The organism is Streptomyces sp. NPDC048825, from assembly GCF_043198355.1.
GTDB lineage: Bacteria > Actinomycetota > Actinomycetes > Streptomycetales > Streptomycetaceae > Streptomyces > Streptomyces xiangluensis.
Genome location: NZ_JBICUR010000010.1, coordinates 224,889 through 242,831, shown reverse-complemented (window position 1 = coordinate 242,831; position 17,943 = coordinate 224,889). Strand labels below are relative to the sequence as shown.

Sequence of the window (17,943 nt, the reverse complement as noted above, 5' to 3'; positions counted from 1 at the left end):
CCTCCTTGCGTACGACGCCGCGCCCTGCCCTGCTCCCGGCAACGTGTGGCCCTCAGCCTATCGAGATCCACGACCGGCCCGATTCGCGGCACCACCCCGGCGCCCGCGCGACATTGAGGACCGTACCCTTGCGGCCATGCGACACAGCTCGATCCCGGGCGCCCAGGGGCGCGTTCTCACGCTGTCCCTCCTTGGCGACCCCGTGTTGCACACACCGTGCGAGGAAGTCACCGACTTCGGCCCTCAACTGGCGCGTCTGGTCGAGGACATGTTCGCGACGATGTACGCGGCTCAGGGGGTTGGGCTCGCCGCGAACCAGGTCGGTCAGTCGTTGCGGGTCTTTGTGTACGACTGCCCTGACGACGAGGAGCGGCGGCATGTGGGTCACCTGGTGAACCCGCGTCTGGTCGAGGCGGACGGGCTTGTGCTGCGCGGGCCCGAGGGGTGTTTGTCGTTGCCGGGGCTTGAGGCGGGGACGGAGCGGTACGACCACGCGATCGTCGAAGGTCGCACGCTGGACGGTGAGTTGGTGCGGGTTCATGGCACCGGGTTCTTCGCCCGGTGCCTTCAGCATGAGTGCGACCACCTTGACGGGGGTGTCTACACCGAACGCGTCAAGGGGTGGCGCAGGCGGCGGGTTCTGCGGGCCGCCGCGCGGGCTTCCTGGAGCCGGTGAGCGGCGTTGGGGTGCGGTCTCGGATGCGGTCTGCCAGTTCTCTGTGGCGGGTCGCTCCCCCACTCTCGGCTTCGCTCGAGCGGGGGGACCCCCATCGCGGCGGAGCCGCACATTGATACAGCCCCGCGGCCCCTCACGGGGCGCTTCAGCTCACCGGAGTCAGAAGCTGGGGCCACCCACCTTGTCGCCCGCCGCTGCCAGACGTCCCCACAGCAGGTCAGCCAAACTGCGTACCAACTCCGCGCGTGAGCACGGGCGTTCGCCCAGCCACCAGTCGCCCGCCGCGTGCATCATGCCGACGATGCCGTGGCCCCAGACTCGGGCGAGCTGTTCGCTGTTCGGGCCGAGGTCGACCCGTTCCTCGATGACCTTGCCGAGTTCCTCGCCCATACGGCGCAGCAGGGGAGCGGAGTGCAGGCCGACGTCGAAGCCCTGGTCGCTCTGTGGGCCGCCCTCTGACGGGTGCATCAGGAAGCGGTACACCTGCGGACGTGCTTCGATGGCCGCGAGGTAGGTGTCGAGCGTGGCCTCGACCCGCTCGCGGCGCTCGGCCGGTGCGTCCAGCGCGGCCCGCAGCGCTTCGAGCAGGGCGTCCGTGTGGCGCTTGGCGAGAGCCGCGTACAGTCCCCCCTTGTCACCGAAGTGCCGGTACAGAATGGGCTTGGTGATACCGGCCTCGGCGGCGATGGCGTTCATCGAGGCGCCGGGGCCGTCGCGGAGCACCACCCGGTCGGCGGCCTCCAGCAGCTCGCGCCGGCGGCGGTCGGCGGACCGCTGGTGCTCGGTCCGCTGTGTGGTGTCCATGAGCTCTCCCCACCCGTACTGGTTCGGTGACGCCTGCGCAACGTAACACCCTGCTGGGATTCTGCATCGAACGGGCTGCCGGAGGGGAACCGGGAGTTGACTTTTCCTACTGACGGGTAACAGGCTACTGTTACCGCAAGTAACATGTGAGTGCTGTAGCTGGAGGGGACATGGCCGAGTTCACCATGGAGCTCAACGACGAACAGAAGGAGGTCCAGGACTGGCTCCACGGCTTCGCCGCCGACGTGATCCGTCCCGCGGCAGCCGAATGGGACGAGCGCGAAGAGACTCCCTGGCCGGTCATCCAGGAGGCCGCGAAAGTCGGCATCTACTCCCTGGACTTCTACGCCCAGCAGTACTTCGACCCCACCGGCCTCGGCATCCCCATGGCCATGGAGGAGCTGTTCTGGGGTGACGCGGGCATCGCCCTCTCCATCGTCGGCACCGGCCTCGCCGCCGTGGGCGTCCTCGCCAACGGCACCGAGGAGCAGATCGGCACCTGGATCCCCCAGATGTACGGCGACGCGGGCGACGTCAAGGTCGCGGCCTTCTGTTCCTCCGAGCCCGACGCCGGCTCCGACGTGGCCTCCATGCGCACCCGTGCCGTCTACGACGAGGCCAAGGACGAGTGGGTCCTCAACGGCACGAAGACGTGGGCGACGAATGGCGGCATCGCCAACGTCCACGTCGTGGTCGCCGTCGTCGACGCGGAGCTCGGCTCCAAGGGCCACGCGTCCTTCATCATCCCGCCGAACACGCCCGGCCTGTCCCAGGGTCAGAAGTTCAAGAAGCACGGCATCCGTGCCTCGCACACCGCCGAGGTCGTCCTGGAGGACGTCCGCGTCCCCGGCTCCTGCCTGCTCGGCGGCAAGGAGAAGCTGGACGAGCGCCTGGCGCGTGCCCGTGAGAGGGCGAAGGCAGGGGGCGAGCGCGTGAAGAACGCCGCTATGGCGACGTTCGAGGCCTCGCGCCCGGCAGTGGGCGCCATGGCCGTGGGCACGGCCCGGGCCGCGTACGAGGTCGCCCTCGACTACGCCAAGACACGCGAGCAGTTCGGCCGGCCGATCATCGACAACCAGGGTGTCGCCTTCCAGCTCGCTGACATGCGTACGTCGATCGATGCGGCCCGGCTGCTGGTGTGGCGTGCCTCCTGGATGGCGGTCAACGGGAAGCCGTTCACCGCGGCTGAGGGTTCCATGTCGAAGCTGTTCGCGAGTGAGACGGCGAAGAAGGTGACGGCGGAGGCGATCCAGATCCTCGGCGGAAACGGATACACGCGCGAGTACCCGGTCGAGCGCATGCATAGGGACGCAGCGATTTACACCATCTTTGAGGGCACAAGCGAGATCCAGCGTCTGGTGATCGCCCGAACCCTCGCGGGTATGCCGATCCGCTGACGGCACCTGAGCGGTCGGCGGGGCCGTGAGAGCCTGGGGGTACGGGAAAGGCAGCGCAGTCGAGCCGAAGGAGTGCGGCGATGACGCGGACAGCCAGGGAACTGCTGGAGACCACCACCGGAAAGCTCGCCCCCGACCCGCAGGCCAACCGGCTGCTGCCCCTGATCGGCAGGGGCGCGGCACGGCAAGACACCCTCGCCACTCTCGCAATGGAACAGCGCTATGTGATCGCCGCGGACCGCCGGGCGTTCCTGCACCTGGCGGAACGGTCGGCCGCCGAGCCCGAGTGCTTCGCCTACTTCACCATGCTTGCGGAGGGTGAGGCGCTGGCCCATGGTCGGCTCGGACCGCTGCTCGCCGCCTGCGGAGCCGATGAGGCGCGGGTGGCGGCGTACGAGCCGCTGGCGGGGGCCCAGGCGTATCCCGCGTACGTCGCCTGGCTCGCCCTGAACGGTGCACCGGCCGACGTGGTGCTCGCGCTGAGCGCCAACTTCTCGGCGTGGGGCGGCTATTGCGCCACCATTGCCGAGGCGCTGCGCCGCCAGTACGGCTTCGACGACGAGGCCTGCGGGTTCTTCGACCTGTTCGCCGAACCCGCGCCCGACCTGGAGCAGAAGGCGGTGGCCGCCGTACAGGCAGGGCTGGACGCGGAGTTGATCAGCGAGGAGGCGGTCCATCGCTACGGACGCCTGCTGCAGCGCTACGAGGAGATGTTCTGGCACACGCTGTGGGAGCTGGACCGGGGCGAGTCCTAGCGAGTGAGTCCTAGTCGGACGACGTCCCGCTGCTGTGGGCGATGCAGGCCACGTCGATACGGTCGGCCAGCTTGGCGAGTTCGATCGTGAGGGTCGCCACCGTGTCCTCGTCGAGACCCTCCTGACCGGCTTCCACCAGATGCAGCCACCGGCCGCCGACCGTGCGCAGCAGCTTGCTGACATCGGCGGCCGCCACCTGCAAAGTGCCGCGGTCGTCGACGATCAGAGGGAGGGTCACTTCGCGGTTCACACAGGCGATCGTAACTGCGGAACGCTCACGCTCCGTGCCATACGGTGGTGATGTTGCAGAACTCGCGGATTCCCTGGCCCGACAGCTCACGCCCGTAGCCGGACCGCTTGACCCCGCCGAACGGGAACGCCGGGTGGGACGCCGTCATCCCGTTGACGTAGACACCGCCCGCTTCCAGATCGCGTACAAAGCGGTCGATGTCGGCCTCGTCGCGGGTCCAGACGTTGGAACTCAACCCGAACGGCGAGTCGTTGGCGATCGCCACCGCTTCGTCGAGGCCGGCGGCACGATAGAGCGTGGCGACCGGACCGAAGGTCTCCTCGCGGTGGATGCGCATGGCGGGGGTGACGTCGGCGAGGACGGTCGGCGGGTAGTACCAGCCGGGCCGGTCGGGCCGTTCGCCGCCGCACAGGACCGTCGCGCCGCTCTCCACCGCCTCGTCCACCAGCTCCACCAGGCCGTCGCGGCCCTGCTCGCTGGAGAGCGGGCCGACGTCCGTGTCCTCGTCCAGCGGGTCGCCGACGTTCAGCGCCTCCATGCCCGCCGTGAAGCGCTCGGCGAAGGCGTCGAACACGTCCGTGTGCACGATGAACCGCTTGGCGGCGATGCAGGACTGTCCGGTGTTCTGCACTCGGGCCGTCACCGCCGTCTTCGCCGCCCGGTCGAGGTCGGCCGACGGCATCACCACGTACGGATCGCTGCCGCCCAGCTCCAGCACCGTCTTCTTGACCTCGTCGCCGGCGACCGAGGCGACCGCGCGGCCCGCAGGTTCGCTGCCGGTGAGCGTCGCAGCCTTGACCCGCTCGTCACGCAGGATGCCCTCGACCTCGCCGGAGCCGATGAGCAACGTCTGGAAGCAGCCCTCGGGGAAGCCCGCCCGGTGGAACAGATCCTCCAGGTAGAGGGCGGTCTGCGGCACGTTCGACGCGTGCTTCAGCAGCCCCACGTTGCCGGCCATCAGCGCGGGCGCGGCGAACCGGATCACCTGCCACAGCGGGAAGTTCCAGGGCATCACCGCGAGCACCGGGCCGAGCGGCCGGTAGCGCACGAGCACCCGGGAGGCGCCGGAGTCGCGCGCCTCCGGCTCCGGGGCCTCTTCGTCGGCGAGCAGTTCCTCGGCGTGGTCGGCGTACCAGCGCATCGCTTTCGCGCACTTCGCGACCTCCGCGCGGGCCTGCTTGATCGGCTTGCCCATCTCCGTGGTCATCACGCGGGCGGTGTCCTGCGAATCCTCTTCCAGCAGGTCGGCGGCCCGGCGCATCAGCCGTGCGCGCTCGGCGAACGAGGTGGTGCGATACGTATGGAACGCGGCGTCGGCGGTCGCGAGCCTGCGCTCGGTCTCCTCGGCGCCGAGGGCGTCGTAGGTCTTGAGCGTTTCGCCGTTTGCCGGGTTCACCGTTGCGATGGGCATGGCTGACCTCCTGATACGCGGGCGCTCCGCGGGGGCGCTCCGCTCGGGGGCACTTGTTCTGGGAGCGCTGTTGTTCCGAGCGCCGTCCAGGTCTGCGGGTTGGTTGTGGCTGGTAGCACCCGCGCTGCGGAGCCGCATATGTCACGGCCCCGCGCCCCTTCGGGGCCCTTGTCGGATCCGCGTACCCAGGTGCAGGCGTTCTAGCCGACTCGCTCTTCGAGGCGGTCCAGGAACTCGGCCTGGGCCTTGACGATCAACGATCGCGCCCGGTCGAGCCCGAACCACTCCACCCGGATCAGTTCCGGGAACTGCTGGACCCGGCCCGAGCCCCTCGGCCACTCCATCTCGAATGTTCCCGGGACCACCGTCGCCGGGTCGAGGTCGGCCTCGATCGCCCACGCGGTGACGATCTTGGCGTTCGCCTGCCGGACCTCGCCGAGCGGCACGGCCTCTCCGTCGGGTGGCTCCAGGCCCAGCTCCTCGCGGAACTCCCGGCGGGCCGCGTCCCAGGCCGGCTCGTCGGGCTCGTACTCACCCTTCGGTACGGTCCATGCGCCGGCGTCGCGGCGTTCCCAGAACGGGCCGCCCATGTGGCCGAGCAGTACCTCCGGGCCGTCGCCGGTGTGGTGGAACAGCAGCAGGCCCGCGCTGCGGCGAGGGGCTTTCACCGGGACACCTCCGGGTGCGCGGCGAGCAGCGTCTCGACGGTGTCGGCCTCCGCCGGAGTTTTGTCCTCGCGGTACCGGACGACGCGGGCGAAGCGGAGCGTGACGCCGGCCGGGTAGCGGGTGGACTTCTGCAAGCCGTCGTAGGCGATCTCGACGACGAGTTCGGGACGGACGGTCACCACATGCCCGCTGTCCTTGACGGCGAGCTCGCGCAGCCGCTCGGTCTGCCAGTCCAGCATCGCGTCCGTCATGCCCTTGAACGTCTTGCCCAGCATGGCGAACGAGCCGTCCGGATTACGCGCCCCCAGATGCAGGTTGGACAGCTTGCCGGTACGCCGCCCGTGCCCCCACTCGGCGGCCAGCACCACCAGGTCAAGCGTGTGTACGGGTTTGACCTTGAGCCAGGAGGCGCCGCGCCGCCCCGCGCTGTAGGGGGCGTCGAGGCCCTTCAGTACGACGCCCTCGTGGCCGCGCTTCAGCGTGTCCGCGAGGAACCGTTCCGCGGCCTCGCGTGTCTCGCCGTCCGCCGGATCCGTCACCAGCGTGCGCCGCACTCGCATCGGTTCGGGCACCAGCCGGGCCAGCTGCGCGTGGCGGTCGGCGAACGGCAGGTCGAGAAGGTCGTGGCCGTTCACCGACAGCGCGTCGAAGAAGACGGGGGAGACGGGCAGGGCCCTGGCCGCCGTGCCGACGTCCACGCGGGAGCCCACCCGTCCGGCGATGTCCTGGAAGGATTTCGGGCGTCCGCCCTCGTCGAACGCGATGACCTCGCCGTCCAGGATGAACCGCTCGCCCTTCAACTCCCGTGCCGCGGCAGTGAGTTCGGGCAGGCGGTCGGTGATGTCGTCCAGGGTGCGCGTGTAGAGGCGTATGTCGTCGCCGCCGCGGTGGACCTGGACGCGGATGCCGTCCAGCTTCTCCTCGACTGCGCAGGTGCCGAGCTTGTCGATCGCCTCGGCCACGGACGAGGCGCTGTGCGCCAGCATGGGCAGGACAGGGCGGCCGACGGTGAGCCGGAACTCGGCGAGGGCCTTCGGGCCGTCCGCCAGCAGGCGCTGCGCCACGGTCTGCAGCGAACCGGCCAGCATCACCGCCCGTCGTACGTCCGCGGAGGGTGCGTCGGTCGCCTCGGCGAGTCCCTCGACGGCGACGGCGTCGAGGGCGCCCTGCCGTACCTCTCCGCTGAGCAGGCCGAACAGGAACCGCTGCTCGTCCGCGGTGGCCGCCGCCAACAACTCTCCGACCAGCCGCAGGCGTTCGGCCTGCGAGCCGGGGCCGGAGACGCCGGCGAGCGTGGTCAGGCGGGCGTCCACGTCCCGGACGCTGAGCGTGGGCTCTCCGGCCGGGGTGACGGGGCGGCTGAGCACCTTCCAGCCGATGCCGATCCTTCCCTGAGGGAGGCGTCCCGCCAGGTAGGGGATCACGATCGGCGCCTCCTCGGCCTCGGCGTCCCGGAACAGCTCGGCCAGCAGGCCGATCTTCCGGGAGCGGGCCGAGGTGGAGGCGACCTCCTGCGACACACGAGCGAGCCGGGCGAACAGCATGAAGCCATGGTCCTACAGGTTGTGTCTCGGGGGCGGGTTGCCTCCGGCGGTTGGGCGGGTGGGTTCGTTGTCGGGTGCGGGTTTGTGGGTGGCTGGTCGCGCCCCGCGGCGGAGCCGCTGATGTCACAGCCCCGCGCCCCTGGGGTGGGTGGTGGGTGCGGGGCCGTGGGCCGGTGCGTCAGCCCGTCGCAGGGTGGGCATACGGCCCTTCGTCTTCCACAGGGTGCGGGTGACCTGAGACAGAACCTACGCGACGGGCATACGACGCACCGGCCCACGTCCCCTCCCGCCGGTGGGCAAGTGCGGGCACGTCGGGGCTGGTGAGCATGATGCCTGGCGGCTCCGGGAGCGCCCCTTTTTAGGGGCGCGGGGAACTGCGCGACCAGCCACGACGCACCCGCAGCCGCCCACGAACCGAACCCACCCGCCTGGTAGGCGCCCCTGCTGAACCGCCGGAGGCACTCGCTCAGCCGCCGGAGGCACTCGCGATGTCCGCGAACAGCAAGTCCCCATTGATGATGGCACCCGCCCGATAACCCAACGCCGCCGCATTGATCACCTGCTCCGAGAACCCCACCGCGTTACCCGCAGCCCACACCCCCGGCACGCTCGTGCGCCCCGTCTCGTCCACGGCGGCGTACACGCCGAACGGAGTCTCCTTCAGGTCGGCACCGAGCCGCTCCAGCAGCCTCGTGCGCGGAACGGCCCGCGGCGATACGAACACCACCGAGCGCTCGTGCTCGGACCCGTCCGCGAGACGTACGCCGGCGAGCCGATCGTCTGAGACGACGAGCGCCGAAACCTCGCCGGGAACCACGTTCACCCCTGCCGCGGCCAGGTGGCGCAGGTCCTCGTCCGAGAGTTCGGATTCGGCGACCGTGTGCAGGAACAAGGACACGTCCTTGGACCACTGCGTGACCATCAGCGCCTGGTGCACGCTCATGACGGACGTCGCGAGCACCCCGAACGCCTGGTCTCGGACCTCCCAGCCGTGGCAGTACGGACAGTGCAGCACGTCCCGCCCGAACCGCTCCGCGACCCCGGGCACCGACGGCATTTCGTCCGCGAGCCCGGTCGCGACGACCAGCCGGCGCGCGTGCACCGAACGCCCGGACGCCAGCGTCACATCGAACTCCCCGGCGTCGTCCCGCGCGACGTCGACCGCGCGGTCCTGGACCAGTCCGACCCCGTACCGCTGAATCTCCCGCCGCCCCTCGGCGAGGAACTCTGCGGGTGACATCCCGTCACGCGACAGATAACCCTGCATGTGCGCGGCAGGCGCGTTGCGCGGCTCGCCCGCGTCGACGACGAGCACGTGGCGCCGTGCGCGCCCCAGTACGAGCGCGGCGGACAGCCCGGCCGCGCCGCCTCCGACGACGACCACTTCGTAACGATCGGTCATGGTGACCACCTCCATGGACAAGGTCGCCGAATCGCTGCCGCATTGACAAACATCTTTGCCGAAACTGCAATAGATCCATGAGTGAGCACGAGACGGACCTCAATGAGCGGGACACCGACGAAGTTCTGGCGGGAGTCGGTCCCCGGCTGCGACGGATCAGGAAGGAGCGGGGCGCGACCCTGGCGGGTCTGTCCGAAGTCACCGGCATCTCCGTGAGCACCCTCTCCCGGCTGGAGTCCGGTCTGCGCAAACCCAGCCTGGAACTGCTGCTGCCCATCGCCCGCGCCCACCAGGTGCCCCTCGACGAACTGGTCGGCGCACCCCCTGTGGGCGACCCGCGCGTCCGGTCCAAGCCCATCGTGCGGTATGGCCGGACCCACTGGCCGCTCACCCGGCAGCCCGGCGGACTCCTGGCCTACAAGGTGCTGGAACCTGCCCGGTCCACAGAGCCGGACCCGCGTGTGCACGAGGGATACGAGTGGATGTACGTGCTCTCGGGGCGGCTGCGGCTCGTGCTCGGCGACCATGACGTAGTGCTCGGGCCGGGGGAGGCAGCCGAGTTCGACACGCGCGTGCCTCACTGGTTCGGGTCGACGGGGGACGGGCCGGTGGAGTTCCTCAGCATCTTCGGGCCGCAGGGGGAGCGGATGCACGTACGGGCGCGGCCCAAGCAGGGTGGCGAAGACGGCTGACGCCGGTGGTTCACAGGAGGGCAAGCGACCGCTTAGTATGCGCTGGAGCCCGGTCAGGCGCACCAGACGAGCAAGCGCGCCCCGGAGGCGACCGGGACAGACACCGCTCCGTGGAGGCCCCGCATGCAGGCATGGCAAGTGCACCAGAACGGCGAGCCGAGCGAGGTGATGCGGCTCGACGAGGTGGAGCGGCCGGTGCCCGGCGAGGGCCAGGTCCTGCTCAAGGTGCGTGCCGCGAACATCAACTTCCCGGACGCCCTGCTGTGCCGCGGGCAGTACCAGATCAGGCCGCCGCTGCCGTTCACGCCCGGCGTGGAACTCTGCGGCGAGACCGAGGACGGACGGCGGGTCATCGGCAATCCCGCGCTGCCGTACGGCGGCTTCGCCGAGTACGCGATCGCGGACGCCGCGGCCGTACTGCCCGCCCCCGAGGCGCTCGACGACGCCGAGGCCGCGGCGCTGCACATCGGCTACCAGACGGGGTGGTTCGGTCTGCACCGCAGGGCGGGTCTGGAGGCCGGCGAGACGCTGCTCGTCCACGCTGCCGCAGGAGGGGTCGGCAGCGCGGCCGTGCAGCTCGGCAAGGCCGCGGGCGCCACGGTCATCGGGGTCGTGGGCGGGTCCGACAAGGCGGACGTGGCGCGGGAGTTGGGGTGCGACGTCGTCATCGACCGGCGCGCCGAGGACGTCGTCGGCGCCGTGAAGGAGGCGACTGGCGGCCGGGGCGCGGACGTGATCTACGACCCGGTCGGCGGTGAGGCGTACGCGCAGTCCGCCAAGGTCGTCGCCTTCGAGGGGCGGATCGTGGTCGTGGGCTTCGCGAGCGGGTCCATTCCCAGTCCGGCCCTGAACCACGCCCTGGTGAAGAACTACTCGATCATGGGCCTGCATTGGGGCCTCTACAACACCAAGAACCCGAAGCTCGTCCTGCGCTGCCACGAGCAGCTCACCGAACTGGCCGCCCGTGGCGCGATCAAGCCGCTGGTCAGTGAGCGCGTGACGCTGGGCGGTGCGGCTGCCGCCGTTCAGCGTGTCGCCGACGGGGTCACCACCGGGCGCGTCGCCGTCATCCCCGGTCTCCCCGAAGGAGGAGCGGCATGACCGACGCCGCCGAACTGCGGGAACGGACGCAGGAGTTGCTGGCTGCCCACGCCCCCGCCACCACCGACCGCCTCGACTTCCTCAAGGCCCGCTTCGACGCCGGACTCGCCTGGGTGCACTACCCGGAGGGCCTCGGGGGACTTGGCGCGCCGCGCTCTCTCCAGGCCGTCGTGGACGCCGAGTTGGAGTCCGCGGGCGCCCCCGACAACGACCCGCGGCGCATCGGCATCGGCCTCGGCATGGCGGCGCCGACGATCCTCGGCTTCGGTACGCAGGAGCAGAAGCGCCGCTTCCTCAGGCCCCTTTGGGTGGGCGAGGAGGTCTGGTGCCAGCTGTTCAGCGAGCCGGGCGCCGGCTCCGACCTGGCCGCGCTGGGCACGCGGGCCGTACGAGAGGGCGACAGCTGGGTCGTCAACGGGCAGAAGGTGTGGACGTCAAGCGCCCATCTCGCCCGCTGGGCCATCCTCATCGCCCGCACGGACCCGGACGTGCCCAAGCACCGCGGGATCACGTACTTCATCTGCGACATGACCGACCCCGGTGTCGACGTGCGTCCGCTGCGCCAGATCACCGGCGAGGCCGAGTTCAACGAGGTGTTCCTCACCGACGTGCGCATTCCTGACAGCCACCGGCTCGGGGAGATCGGCGACGGCTGGCGCGTCGCGCAGACGACGCTGATGAACGAGCGGGTGTCCATCGGCGGTATGCGCATCCCGCGCGAGGGCGGCATGATCGGCCCGGTCTCGAAGACCTGGCGCGAGCGGCCCGAACTGCGCACCCACGACCTCCATCAGCGACTCCTCACCCTGTGGGTGGAGGCTGAGGTCGCCCGTCTCACCGGCGAACGGCTGCGCCAGCAGCTCGTCGCGGGCCAGCCCGGCCCCGAGGGCTCCGGGCTGAAGCTCGCGTTCGCCCGCCTCAACCAGGAGATCAGCGGCCTGGAGGTCGAACTGCTCGGCGAGGAAGGCCTGTTGTACGACGACTGGACGATGCGGCGCCCCGAACTCGTCGACTTCACCGGGCGCGAGGCCGGATACCGCTACCTCCGCTCCAAGGGCAACAGCATCGAGGGCGGGACCAGCGAGGTCCTGCTGAACATCGTCGCCGAGCGCGTCCTGGGCCTGCCCGCCGAGCCGCGCACCGACAAGGACGTCGCCTGGAAGGACCTCGCGCGATGACTGATCTGCTGTACTCGGAGGAGGAAGAGGCGCTGCGCGCGGCCGTACGCGATCTCCTCGCCGACCACTGCGACGCGGCGGGCGTGCTCGCCCGCGTGGAGTCCGACACGCCCTACGACCCAGAGCTGTGGAAGGCACTCGCCGACGGCATGGGCCTTGCGGGCCTCCTCGTCCCCGAGTCGTCCGGCGGCCAGGGCGCCACGCACCGCGAAGTCGCCGTGGTGCTGGAGGAGTTGGGCCGCGCGGTCGCTCCCGTGCCCTATCTGACGAGCGCGGTCGTCGCCACTGAGGCCCTGCTCGCCATCCCCCCGGCCGACGACCTTCTCGGCGAGTTGGCGTCCGGGCGGCGGATCGGCGCCCTCGCCGTCGCGCTGAACGTCGCTCCCGGCGCCGCCTACCAGCTCGTACGACACGAGAATGGCGCCCTGCACGGGGAGTTGACCGGCATCGCGGACGCGGCCGTCGCCGACGTACTGCTGGTGCCCGCGGACGACGGCGGCCTGTACGCGGTGGAGGCCGACGCCGTGACCGTCAGCCCGCAGGTGTCCCTGGACCTGACCCGGCCGGTGGCGACGGTGCTGCTGGAGGGTGCGGCCGGCCGCCTGCTGGGGGATGCCGAACCCGCCGTACGACGTGGCCTGCGGGCTGGAGCCGGACTGCTCGCCTCCGAGCAACTCGGCCTCGCCGACTGGTGCTTGACCGAGACGGTCCGCCACCTGAAGGACCGCAAGCAGTTCAACCGGCCCGTCGGCGGCTTCCAGGCCATCAAGCACCGGCTCGCCCAGCTGTGGCTGGAGGTCGTCAACACACGTGCCGCGGCCCGCAATGCCGCCGACACGCTGGCCACCGGGAGTACGGACGCGGACGTGGCGGTAGCCGTCGCCCAGGCCTACGCGGCACCCGTCGCGGTTCACGCCGCCGAGGAGGCAGTGCAGTTGCACGGCGGCATCGGCATGACGTGGGAGCACCCAGTGCACCTCTACCTGAAGCGGGCCAAGGCCGACTCGATCGCGTACGGAACGGCGGGCGGCCACCGGGAGGCGCTGGCCGAACTGGTCGACCTCCGAGCACCGTGACGTACACCTGCTCACACCCGTGAGGAGCCCGCCCCACCTGGGGCGGGGCCGACGGCGCGGCCGCGGCTCGGCGCTGCCCTCACACGGCGGGGGTCTCTTTGCCCAGGAGTGCCTGAGGGGCGTACCGCAAAACGGTCTCGACCGCCTCGTCGCCCAGGCGCCGGCGCAGCCGCGGGACGAACTCCCGGCCGAGTACGTCCATTCCCGGCCCGCCGCCGTACGCGGTGAGCGAGGACTTGCGTCCGACGTCGGTCCCCAGGCAGACGTGACCCAGCTTGCCGGCCTCGGCCATGCGCTCGATCAGGTCGAGGACGACGGAGTCCGGCCGGTACTTGATCCGCCCGATCGTGTCGTAGACGAGGTGGGCGCCGCGGGCGATCAGGTCGAGGTGCAGTTCCGGATCGGGGTTGCGGTCGGTGTGGGCGAGCAGAACCCGCCCGGCCGGCAGGCCGTGCTTGTCCAGGAGGTCCAGGGCGGCGTGTGCGGCGGTCCCGACCTCGGTGTGGACCGCCACGGCCACGCCTGTCTGCCGGGCCGCCGTCGCTCCCGCGGCGAACCAGCGTTCCTCGTGGCGGTCGATACGGTGGTACGAAGCCCCGAGTTTGATGACGCCCGCCTTGTGAGGGCTGGGGACGGGGCGCGGAAAGTCCCAGTCGTGGCTGTCCATGCCGGTCCCGAGGTCGTCCAGGAGTACGTCGAGAAGCGTGGCGTCGTCGGCGTGGCGGGCCCAGTGAGCGGCCGGGTAGTGCGCGCTGCGGTGGAAGCCGGTCGCGGCCACGACATGTACGGCGCTTGTGCGGGAGACCTCGGCGAGCTGGACGGGGCGGCGTCCGAGGCCGACCGGGGTCAGGTCGACGACGGTACGGATGCCGCTCGCCGCCACCCGCAGGAGCTCGGCCGCCGCCTTGCCGGTGTCGAGGAACTCGTCACCCGGGTTGACCGGGGTACGCAGGAAGACGTGCTCGTGGGCATCCACCGCGCCGAGTTCGGCAGCGGCGACAGGGCCCAGGACTGTCTCGACGACAGGCATGCTGTTCTCCTTCACGATGCCGACCCTCCGACCGGTGTCGGGGGCCCACCCGGCTCGGGCCGGGGGGGCCGGGCGCCACGACCGACAGTTGCAGCCGTGGTTCTGGTACCGGCGGTCATGACCGGTGGCCGGGACCGACCGGCCAGGCCAGTTCGGAAGCCCCTAGGCCAGTTCGATGTGGAACACGAAACGGGAACCCGCATAGCGGGATTCGGTGAGTTCGACGGGTGTGCCGTCGCCGGTCGTGATCAGTCGGCGCTCGACGAAGATGGCCGCCCCGACGGGCAGTTCCAGAAGAGCGGCGTCGTCCTCGGTGGCGATGGCCGCTATCTGCGTTCCGGTTGCCCGCGAGGGGGCGAAACCCTGCTCGGTGAGGGCCTGGTGCAGCGAGCCATGGGCCAGGTCCTCGCGCAACAGCCAGGCACAGGACGGTGGCAGCACGACGTTCTCGATCGCCATCGGCTGGTCGTCGGCCAACCGCAGCCGCCGTACATGAACGACGTTGGACTGAGGAGCGAGTCTGAGCGCGGTGGTTTCCTCCTGGCTGCCCACGCGCAGTTCACTCGCCAGGACGGTCGATGACACGGTCATGCCGCGCAGGGCCATCTCCTCGGTGAAGGAGCGGAGTTTGCCCATCTGGCGGTGGACCTGCGGTTCCCCCACGAAGGTGCCGACTCCGGAGATCCGGTAGATCGCACCCTCGGCGACCAGACGCTGGGTCGCCTGCCGGACGGTCATCCGGCTGACTTGGAACAAGTCGCACAGTTCCGCGTCGGACTCGATCTGATCCCCGGGCTTCAGCCCCGCGATCCGGCCGCGGATGTGCCGTTCCACTGCTTCATGTCGCGGCATGGGCCGCCGAGCCACGGTTTTCCTCCCTTTGTCTGTACCGGTTGGCCTCCGCTGTCTCTAGCGAAAGGCCCCGCTGTCTATACCGGTAGGCCCCCGCAGCATAGGCCGTCACTTCGGCGCGCGTCCACACCAGTGCCGCTCGGCTGTAATCAGTGATCAACCGGTACAGATGCTTGACGTTCTACTGGTCGCCGCTCTAGCGTCCAGAGGCGTACTACCTGTCTAGACTTATCGAGTTCGCCGGAGGCCGTTCCGCAGGAGCGCCCTGTCTCCGTCTGTCTCCGCCCTCGCACCGAGAGGTATCTGCACGTGTCATCGTGGATCCGTACCGCAGTCGGGATCGTCGAGCAGATTGCCGAGTCCCAGGCCGGCGCCGTCGAGGCCGCGGCTCAGATCGCCGCCAGGTCGATCGCCGCCGACGGGGTCGTCTACACCTTCGGCACCGGTCATTCGCGCATGCCGGTGGAGGAGATATTTCCCCGCTACGGCTCCTATCCCGGCTTCCAGCCACTGGTGGAGCTCTCGATGACGTTCCACACCCAGGTGGTGGGGGCCAACGGACAGCGGCAGGCGATGTTCATCGAGCGCGTCGAGGGACTGGCCGACCAGATCCTGGCCAACTTCCGGCTGCGTCCTTCGGACAGCATGTTCATCTTCAGTGTCAGCGGGCTCAACGCCGTCCCCATCGAGATGGCGATGGGCGCGAAGAAGGCAGGGCTGCCGGTCATCGCGGCCACGTCGCTGCAGGAGACGAACGCCGCCGAACCGCGGCATCCGAGCGGCTCCCGGCTCGCCGACCACGCCGATGTGGTGATCGACCTGGGATCGCCGGTCGGCGACGCCATCTGCCACGTCGACGGCCTGGACGTTCCCGTCGGCCCGGTGAGTACCTTCACCGCGATCGCCGTGGTCAACGAGATCAAGGTCCGGGTCGCCGAACTGCTCGCCGAGCGGGGCGCCATGCCTCCGGTCATCACCAGTTCCCGCCTGGTCGGCGCGGACCGCAGCAACGAGCTGTTCGAGGGCGCCTATCTCGAATTCGCCCGCCGCTCCGCCGCCGCTCTGCGCACCGCGGACGGCGCGCCGTGAAGCGGCTGCTGGTGGCCGGCGCTCAGGGCGGGATCGGGGCCGCGTGTGTCAACGCGGCGCGGGCAGCCGGTGCCGAAGTCTTCGAGGCCGACCGCGACACGTACGACATCACCGTATCCGCGGGTGCCGACGCGGCCGTGGCTCGAGCAGCCGAGGCCCTGGACGGTCTGGACGGCATCGTGCACGCGGTGGGCATGTCCGGCCGGCGTCTCGGCGACGGGCCGGTGGACGAGTGCGGCGACGAGGCATGGCGTGAAGTGCACCGGGTCGATCTCGACTCGGTGTTCTACCTGTTGCGTGCCGGCATACGGCGGCTGTCCGGCTCGGGCGGGTCGATCGTCGTGATCGGCTCCGCCCTGGCGAGCACGCTCGATGAGGACTTCCTCACCGCGGCCTACGCCAGCGCGAAGGGCGCCCTGGTGCCCCTGGTGCGCTCGGCCGCGTTCACCGGCGCCCCCAAGGGGGTGCGCGTCAACATCGTCGCGGCCGGCCTGGTGGACACCCCGATGGCCGCCCGTGCCATGACCGATCCCGCGATCCAGGACCGATTGCCGCGGCTGATGCCGCTCGGGGCGCGGGCCTGCAGCCCCGAAGAGATCGCCGACACCGTCATGTGGCTGCTGTCGGACTCTTCCTGCCGCACGACCGGCGCGGTCGTCCCCGTAGACGGAGGGTGGCACCTGAGGTGAACGGCACACGCGTCAATCAGGCGGAGGCCGAGCGCCATCCGCTGCTGTGGGACGGTGATGTGGTGGTCGTCGGCGGAGGCTCGGCGGGCTCCGCGGCAGCCGTCGCGGCCGCCCGACGGGGCGCCTCCACCCTGCTCGTGGAGGGTGCCGCTCACCTGGGCGGCACCGGGGCGAGCGTCCTGGACACCTTCTACGGCTTCTACGCGCCCGGCACGGGGGAGCGCGTCGTCGGCGGCGTGGGCTGGGAGGTGTGCCAGGAGCTCACCGATCGCAAGGCGGCCTTCGAGCGACCCAACACCTACGGCGCGGGCACCGGCATCACCTACGACCCCGAGACACTCAAGCTGGTCTGGGACGAACTCACCGGCAGGGCCGGGGTGCGGGTCCTGTTCCACGCGCGTGCGTCACGGGTGGTGATGGAGGGTCAGGACGTTCTCGGGGTGGTCGTCGAGACGGTCGCCGGCCCCGGATTCGTACGGGCCGGGGTCGTCGTCGACGCCAGCGGTGATGCCGACATCGCCTGGCGCGCGGGGGCTGCGCTGGAGCGACCCGCCGAGGACCGCGTCGTGCAACCGCTCACCCAGACCTTCCGGCTCGCCGGTGTCGACGCCGAGGCGACCTCGACGGCGGAGCTGCACCGCCTGATGGCCCTGCACGCCGACTCGGGAGCGTACGAGCTGCCGCGGCGCGAAGGTTCTGTCCACCGGACCACCGAACCCGGGGTCGTCCACACCAACGTGACTCGCGTGAGCGGCGTCGACCCGACCGACCCCTGGCAGCTTTCGGCAGCCGAGCAGGAGGGGCGTCGCCAGGTCGTCGAGTACGCGCGGTTCCTCGTCGAGCAAGTGCCGGGATATGAACGGGCTTTCCTCATCGCCTCCGCGCCGCGGATCGGCGTGCGGGAGAGCCGCCGTCTGATCGGCGAGTACGTCCTGGGCAAGGAGGACGTCCTGAGTGCGCGTCAGTTCGATGACGCCATCGCGCGCTGTGGGGCTCCGATCGAGGACCATGCCGCCGGGCAGCGGACGATCTGGCAGTACGTCGGCTCCGGTGACCAGACGCCCACCGGCCGCACTTACGGTGTGCCCTACCGATGCCTGCTTCCCCGTGGCGTTGACGGTCTGCTCGTCGCGGGCCGGTGCCTGTCGGCCACCCACGACGCCCACGCCTCCGTCCGCTCCATCGGACAGTGCATGGCGATGGGGCAGGCCGCCGGGACCGCGGCGGCCCTGGCGGTCTCCGCCGGATGCCGGCCCCGCGACGGGAACATCGTCGAACTGCGTGAGCAACTCGCAGCCGACGGCGCCCTGATCGCACCCGACTGACCGT

18 protein-coding genes are annotated in these 17,943 nt (G+C 70.5%); 10 read left to right on the top strand and 8 right to left on the bottom strand.

Annotation, left to right across the window (positions count from 1 at the left end):
- Positions 1–136: 136 nt before the first annotated feature.
- Positions 137–676 (top strand): peptide deformylase, encoded by a 540-nt coding sequence (gene def, locus ACGFNK_RS24620; RefSeq protein WP_393419220.1) that lies wholly within the window; start codon positions 137–139, stop codon positions 674–676.
- Positions 677–835: 159 nt separating this feature from the next.
- On the opposite strand, the gene ACGFNK_RS24615 is transcribed toward def, so the two are convergent.
- A complete protein-coding gene (locus ACGFNK_RS24615; RefSeq protein WP_393419218.1) occupies positions 836–1,480 on the bottom strand; it encodes a TetR family transcriptional regulator in 645 nt (214 codons plus the stop codon).
- A 170-nt stretch (positions 1,481–1,650) separates the two neighbouring features.
- Between ACGFNK_RS24615 and ACGFNK_RS24610 the strand changes: the two genes are divergently transcribed.
- Positions 1,651–2,877, top strand: coding sequence for an acyl-CoA dehydrogenase family protein (locus ACGFNK_RS24610; RefSeq protein ID WP_393419216.1), 1,227 nt, complete (start codon positions 1,651–1,653; stop codon positions 2,875–2,877).
- 80 nt (positions 2,878–2,957) lie between these two features.
- Positions 2,958–3,632: a transcriptional regulator gene (locus ACGFNK_RS24605; protein WP_393419214.1), complete on the top strand. Its 675-nt coding sequence runs from the start codon at positions 2,958–2,960 to the stop codon at positions 3,630–3,632.
- 10 nt (positions 3,633–3,642) lie between these two features.
- Here ACGFNK_RS24605 and ACGFNK_RS24600 read toward each other — a convergent pair whose 3' ends face one another.
- The 5 genes from ACGFNK_RS24600 to ACGFNK_RS24580 form a co-directional block, all read right to left on the bottom strand.
- On the bottom strand, positions 3,643–3,882 hold the full coding sequence (locus tag ACGFNK_RS24600) for a DUF6213 family protein (RefSeq protein WP_033325019.1): 240 nt from the start codon (positions 3,880–3,882) through the stop codon (positions 3,643–3,645).
- Between the two features lie 25 nt (positions 3,883–3,907).
- Entirely contained in the window at positions 3,908–5,293 is a 1,386-nt protein-coding gene (locus ACGFNK_RS24595; RefSeq protein WP_393419212.1) for an NADP-dependent succinic semialdehyde dehydrogenase, read from the bottom strand.
- A gap of 200 nt (positions 5,294–5,493) precedes the next feature.
- A complete protein-coding gene (locus ACGFNK_RS24590) occupies positions 5,494–5,961 on the bottom strand; it encodes an NUDIX domain-containing protein (RefSeq protein WP_393419210.1) in 468 nt (155 codons plus the stop codon).
- Positions 5,958–7,505 carry an ATP-dependent DNA ligase gene (locus tag ACGFNK_RS24585; RefSeq protein ID WP_393419208.1) on the bottom strand — a complete coding sequence of 516 codons (1,548 nt, stop codon included), beginning with the start codon at positions 7,503–7,505 and terminating at the stop codon, positions 5,958–5,960. The genes ACGFNK_RS24590 and ACGFNK_RS24585 overlap by 4 nt, the downstream gene beginning before the upstream one ends.
- 466 nt (positions 7,506–7,971) lie before the next feature.
- Positions 7,972–8,907: an NAD(P)/FAD-dependent oxidoreductase gene (locus tag ACGFNK_RS24580; RefSeq protein WP_393419206.1), complete on the bottom strand. Its 936-nt coding sequence runs from the start codon at positions 8,905–8,907 to the stop codon at positions 7,972–7,974.
- 77 nt (positions 8,908–8,984) lie between these two features.
- Here ACGFNK_RS24580 and ACGFNK_RS24575 point away from each other — a divergent pair, with 77 nt between their 5' ends.
- The 4 genes from ACGFNK_RS24575 (at position 8,985) to ACGFNK_RS24560 (ending at position 12,954) form a co-directional block, all read left to right on the top strand.
- On the top strand, positions 8,985–9,599 hold the full coding sequence (locus ACGFNK_RS24575; protein WP_393419204.1) for a helix-turn-helix domain-containing protein: 615 nt from the start codon (positions 8,985–8,987) through the stop codon (positions 9,597–9,599).
- Between the two features lie 123 nt (positions 9,600–9,722).
- Entirely contained in the window at positions 9,723–10,700 is a 978-nt protein-coding gene (locus ACGFNK_RS24570; RefSeq protein WP_393419202.1) for an NADPH:quinone oxidoreductase family protein, read from the top strand.
- The gene (locus tag ACGFNK_RS24565; RefSeq protein WP_393419200.1) at positions 10,697–11,878 is read left to right on the top strand and encodes an acyl-CoA dehydrogenase family protein; all 1,182 of its coding nucleotides are present in this window, start codon (positions 10,697–10,699) and stop codon (positions 11,876–11,878) included. The genes ACGFNK_RS24570 and ACGFNK_RS24565 overlap by 4 nt, the downstream gene beginning before the upstream one ends.
- Positions 11,875–12,954 carry an acyl-CoA dehydrogenase family protein gene (locus ACGFNK_RS24560; RefSeq protein ID WP_393419198.1) on the top strand — a complete coding sequence of 360 codons (1,080 nt, stop codon included), beginning with the start codon at positions 11,875–11,877 and terminating at the stop codon, positions 12,952–12,954. The genes ACGFNK_RS24565 and ACGFNK_RS24560 overlap by 4 nt, the downstream gene beginning before the upstream one ends.
- A 79-nt stretch (positions 12,955–13,033) precedes the next feature.
- On the opposite strand, the gene ACGFNK_RS24555 is transcribed toward ACGFNK_RS24560, so the two are convergent.
- The gene (locus ACGFNK_RS24555) at positions 13,034–13,984 is read right to left on the bottom strand and encodes a phosphotriesterase (protein ID WP_393419196.1); all 951 of its coding nucleotides are present in this window, start codon (positions 13,982–13,984) and stop codon (positions 13,034–13,036) included.
- A gap of 162 nt (positions 13,985–14,146) precedes the next feature.
- Positions 14,147–14,818, bottom strand: coding sequence for a GntR family transcriptional regulator (locus ACGFNK_RS24550; RefSeq protein WP_393419194.1), 672 nt, complete (start codon positions 14,816–14,818; stop codon positions 14,147–14,149).
- Positions 14,819–15,145: 327 nt separating this feature from the next.
- Between ACGFNK_RS24550 and ACGFNK_RS24545 the strand changes: the two genes are divergently transcribed.
- The 3 genes from ACGFNK_RS24545 to ACGFNK_RS24535 are packed head-to-tail and all read left to right on the top strand — an operon-like array spanning position 15,146 to position 17,939.
- Positions 15,146–15,925, top strand: coding sequence for an SIS domain-containing protein (locus tag ACGFNK_RS24545; protein WP_344390632.1), 780 nt, complete (start codon positions 15,146–15,148; stop codon positions 15,923–15,925).
- Entirely contained in the window at positions 15,922–16,614 is a 693-nt protein-coding gene (locus tag ACGFNK_RS24540; protein ID WP_393419192.1) for an SDR family oxidoreductase, read from the top strand. The genes ACGFNK_RS24545 and ACGFNK_RS24540 overlap by 4 nt, the downstream gene beginning before the upstream one ends.
- Complete coding sequence (locus ACGFNK_RS24535; protein WP_393419190.1) at positions 16,611–17,939, top strand: FAD-dependent oxidoreductase; 1,329 nt, start codon at positions 16,611–16,613, stop codon at positions 17,937–17,939. The genes ACGFNK_RS24540 and ACGFNK_RS24535 overlap by 4 nt, the downstream gene beginning before the upstream one ends.
- The last annotated feature ends 4 nt before the right edge of the window (positions 17,940–17,943 follow it).

Bases quoted from the DNA above. Each gene is read 5' to 3' on its own strand.
- def (WP_393419220.1), top strand. From the start codon at position 137: ATGCGACACAGCTCGATCCCGGGCGCCCAGGGGCGCGTTCTCACGCTG.
- ACGFNK_RS24615 (WP_393419218.1), bottom strand. From the start codon at position 1,480: ATGGACACCACACAGCGGACCGAGCACCAGCGGTCCGCCGACCGCCGC.
- ACGFNK_RS24610 (WP_393419216.1), top strand. From the start codon at position 1,651: ATGGCCGAGTTCACCATGGAGCTCAACGACGAACAGAAGGAGGTCCAG.
- ACGFNK_RS24605 (WP_393419214.1), top strand. From the start codon at position 2,958: ATGACGCGGACAGCCAGGGAACTGCTGGAGACCACCACCGGAAAGCTC.
- ACGFNK_RS24595 (WP_393419212.1), bottom strand. From the start codon at position 5,293: ATGCCCATCGCAACGGTGAACCCGGCAAACGGCGAAACGCTCAAGACC.
- ACGFNK_RS24585 (WP_393419208.1), bottom strand. From the start codon at position 7,505: ATGCTGTTCGCCCGGCTCGCTCGTGTGTCGCAGGAGGTCGCCTCCACC.
- ACGFNK_RS24580 (WP_393419206.1), bottom strand. From the start codon at position 8,907: ATGACCGATCGTTACGAAGTGGTCGTCGTCGGAGGCGGCGCGGCCGGG.
- ACGFNK_RS24575 (WP_393419204.1), top strand. From the start codon at position 8,985: ATGAGTGAGCACGAGACGGACCTCAATGAGCGGGACACCGACGAAGTT.
- ACGFNK_RS24570 (WP_393419202.1), top strand. From the start codon at position 9,723: ATGCAGGCATGGCAAGTGCACCAGAACGGCGAGCCGAGCGAGGTGATG.
- ACGFNK_RS24565 (WP_393419200.1), top strand. From the start codon at position 10,697: ATGACCGACGCCGCCGAACTGCGGGAACGGACGCAGGAGTTGCTGGCT.
- ACGFNK_RS24560 (WP_393419198.1), top strand. From the start codon at position 11,875: ATGACTGATCTGCTGTACTCGGAGGAGGAAGAGGCGCTGCGCGCGGCC.
- ACGFNK_RS24555 (WP_393419196.1), bottom strand. From the start codon at position 13,984: ATGCCTGTCGTCGAGACAGTCCTGGGCCCTGTCGCCGCTGCCGAACTC.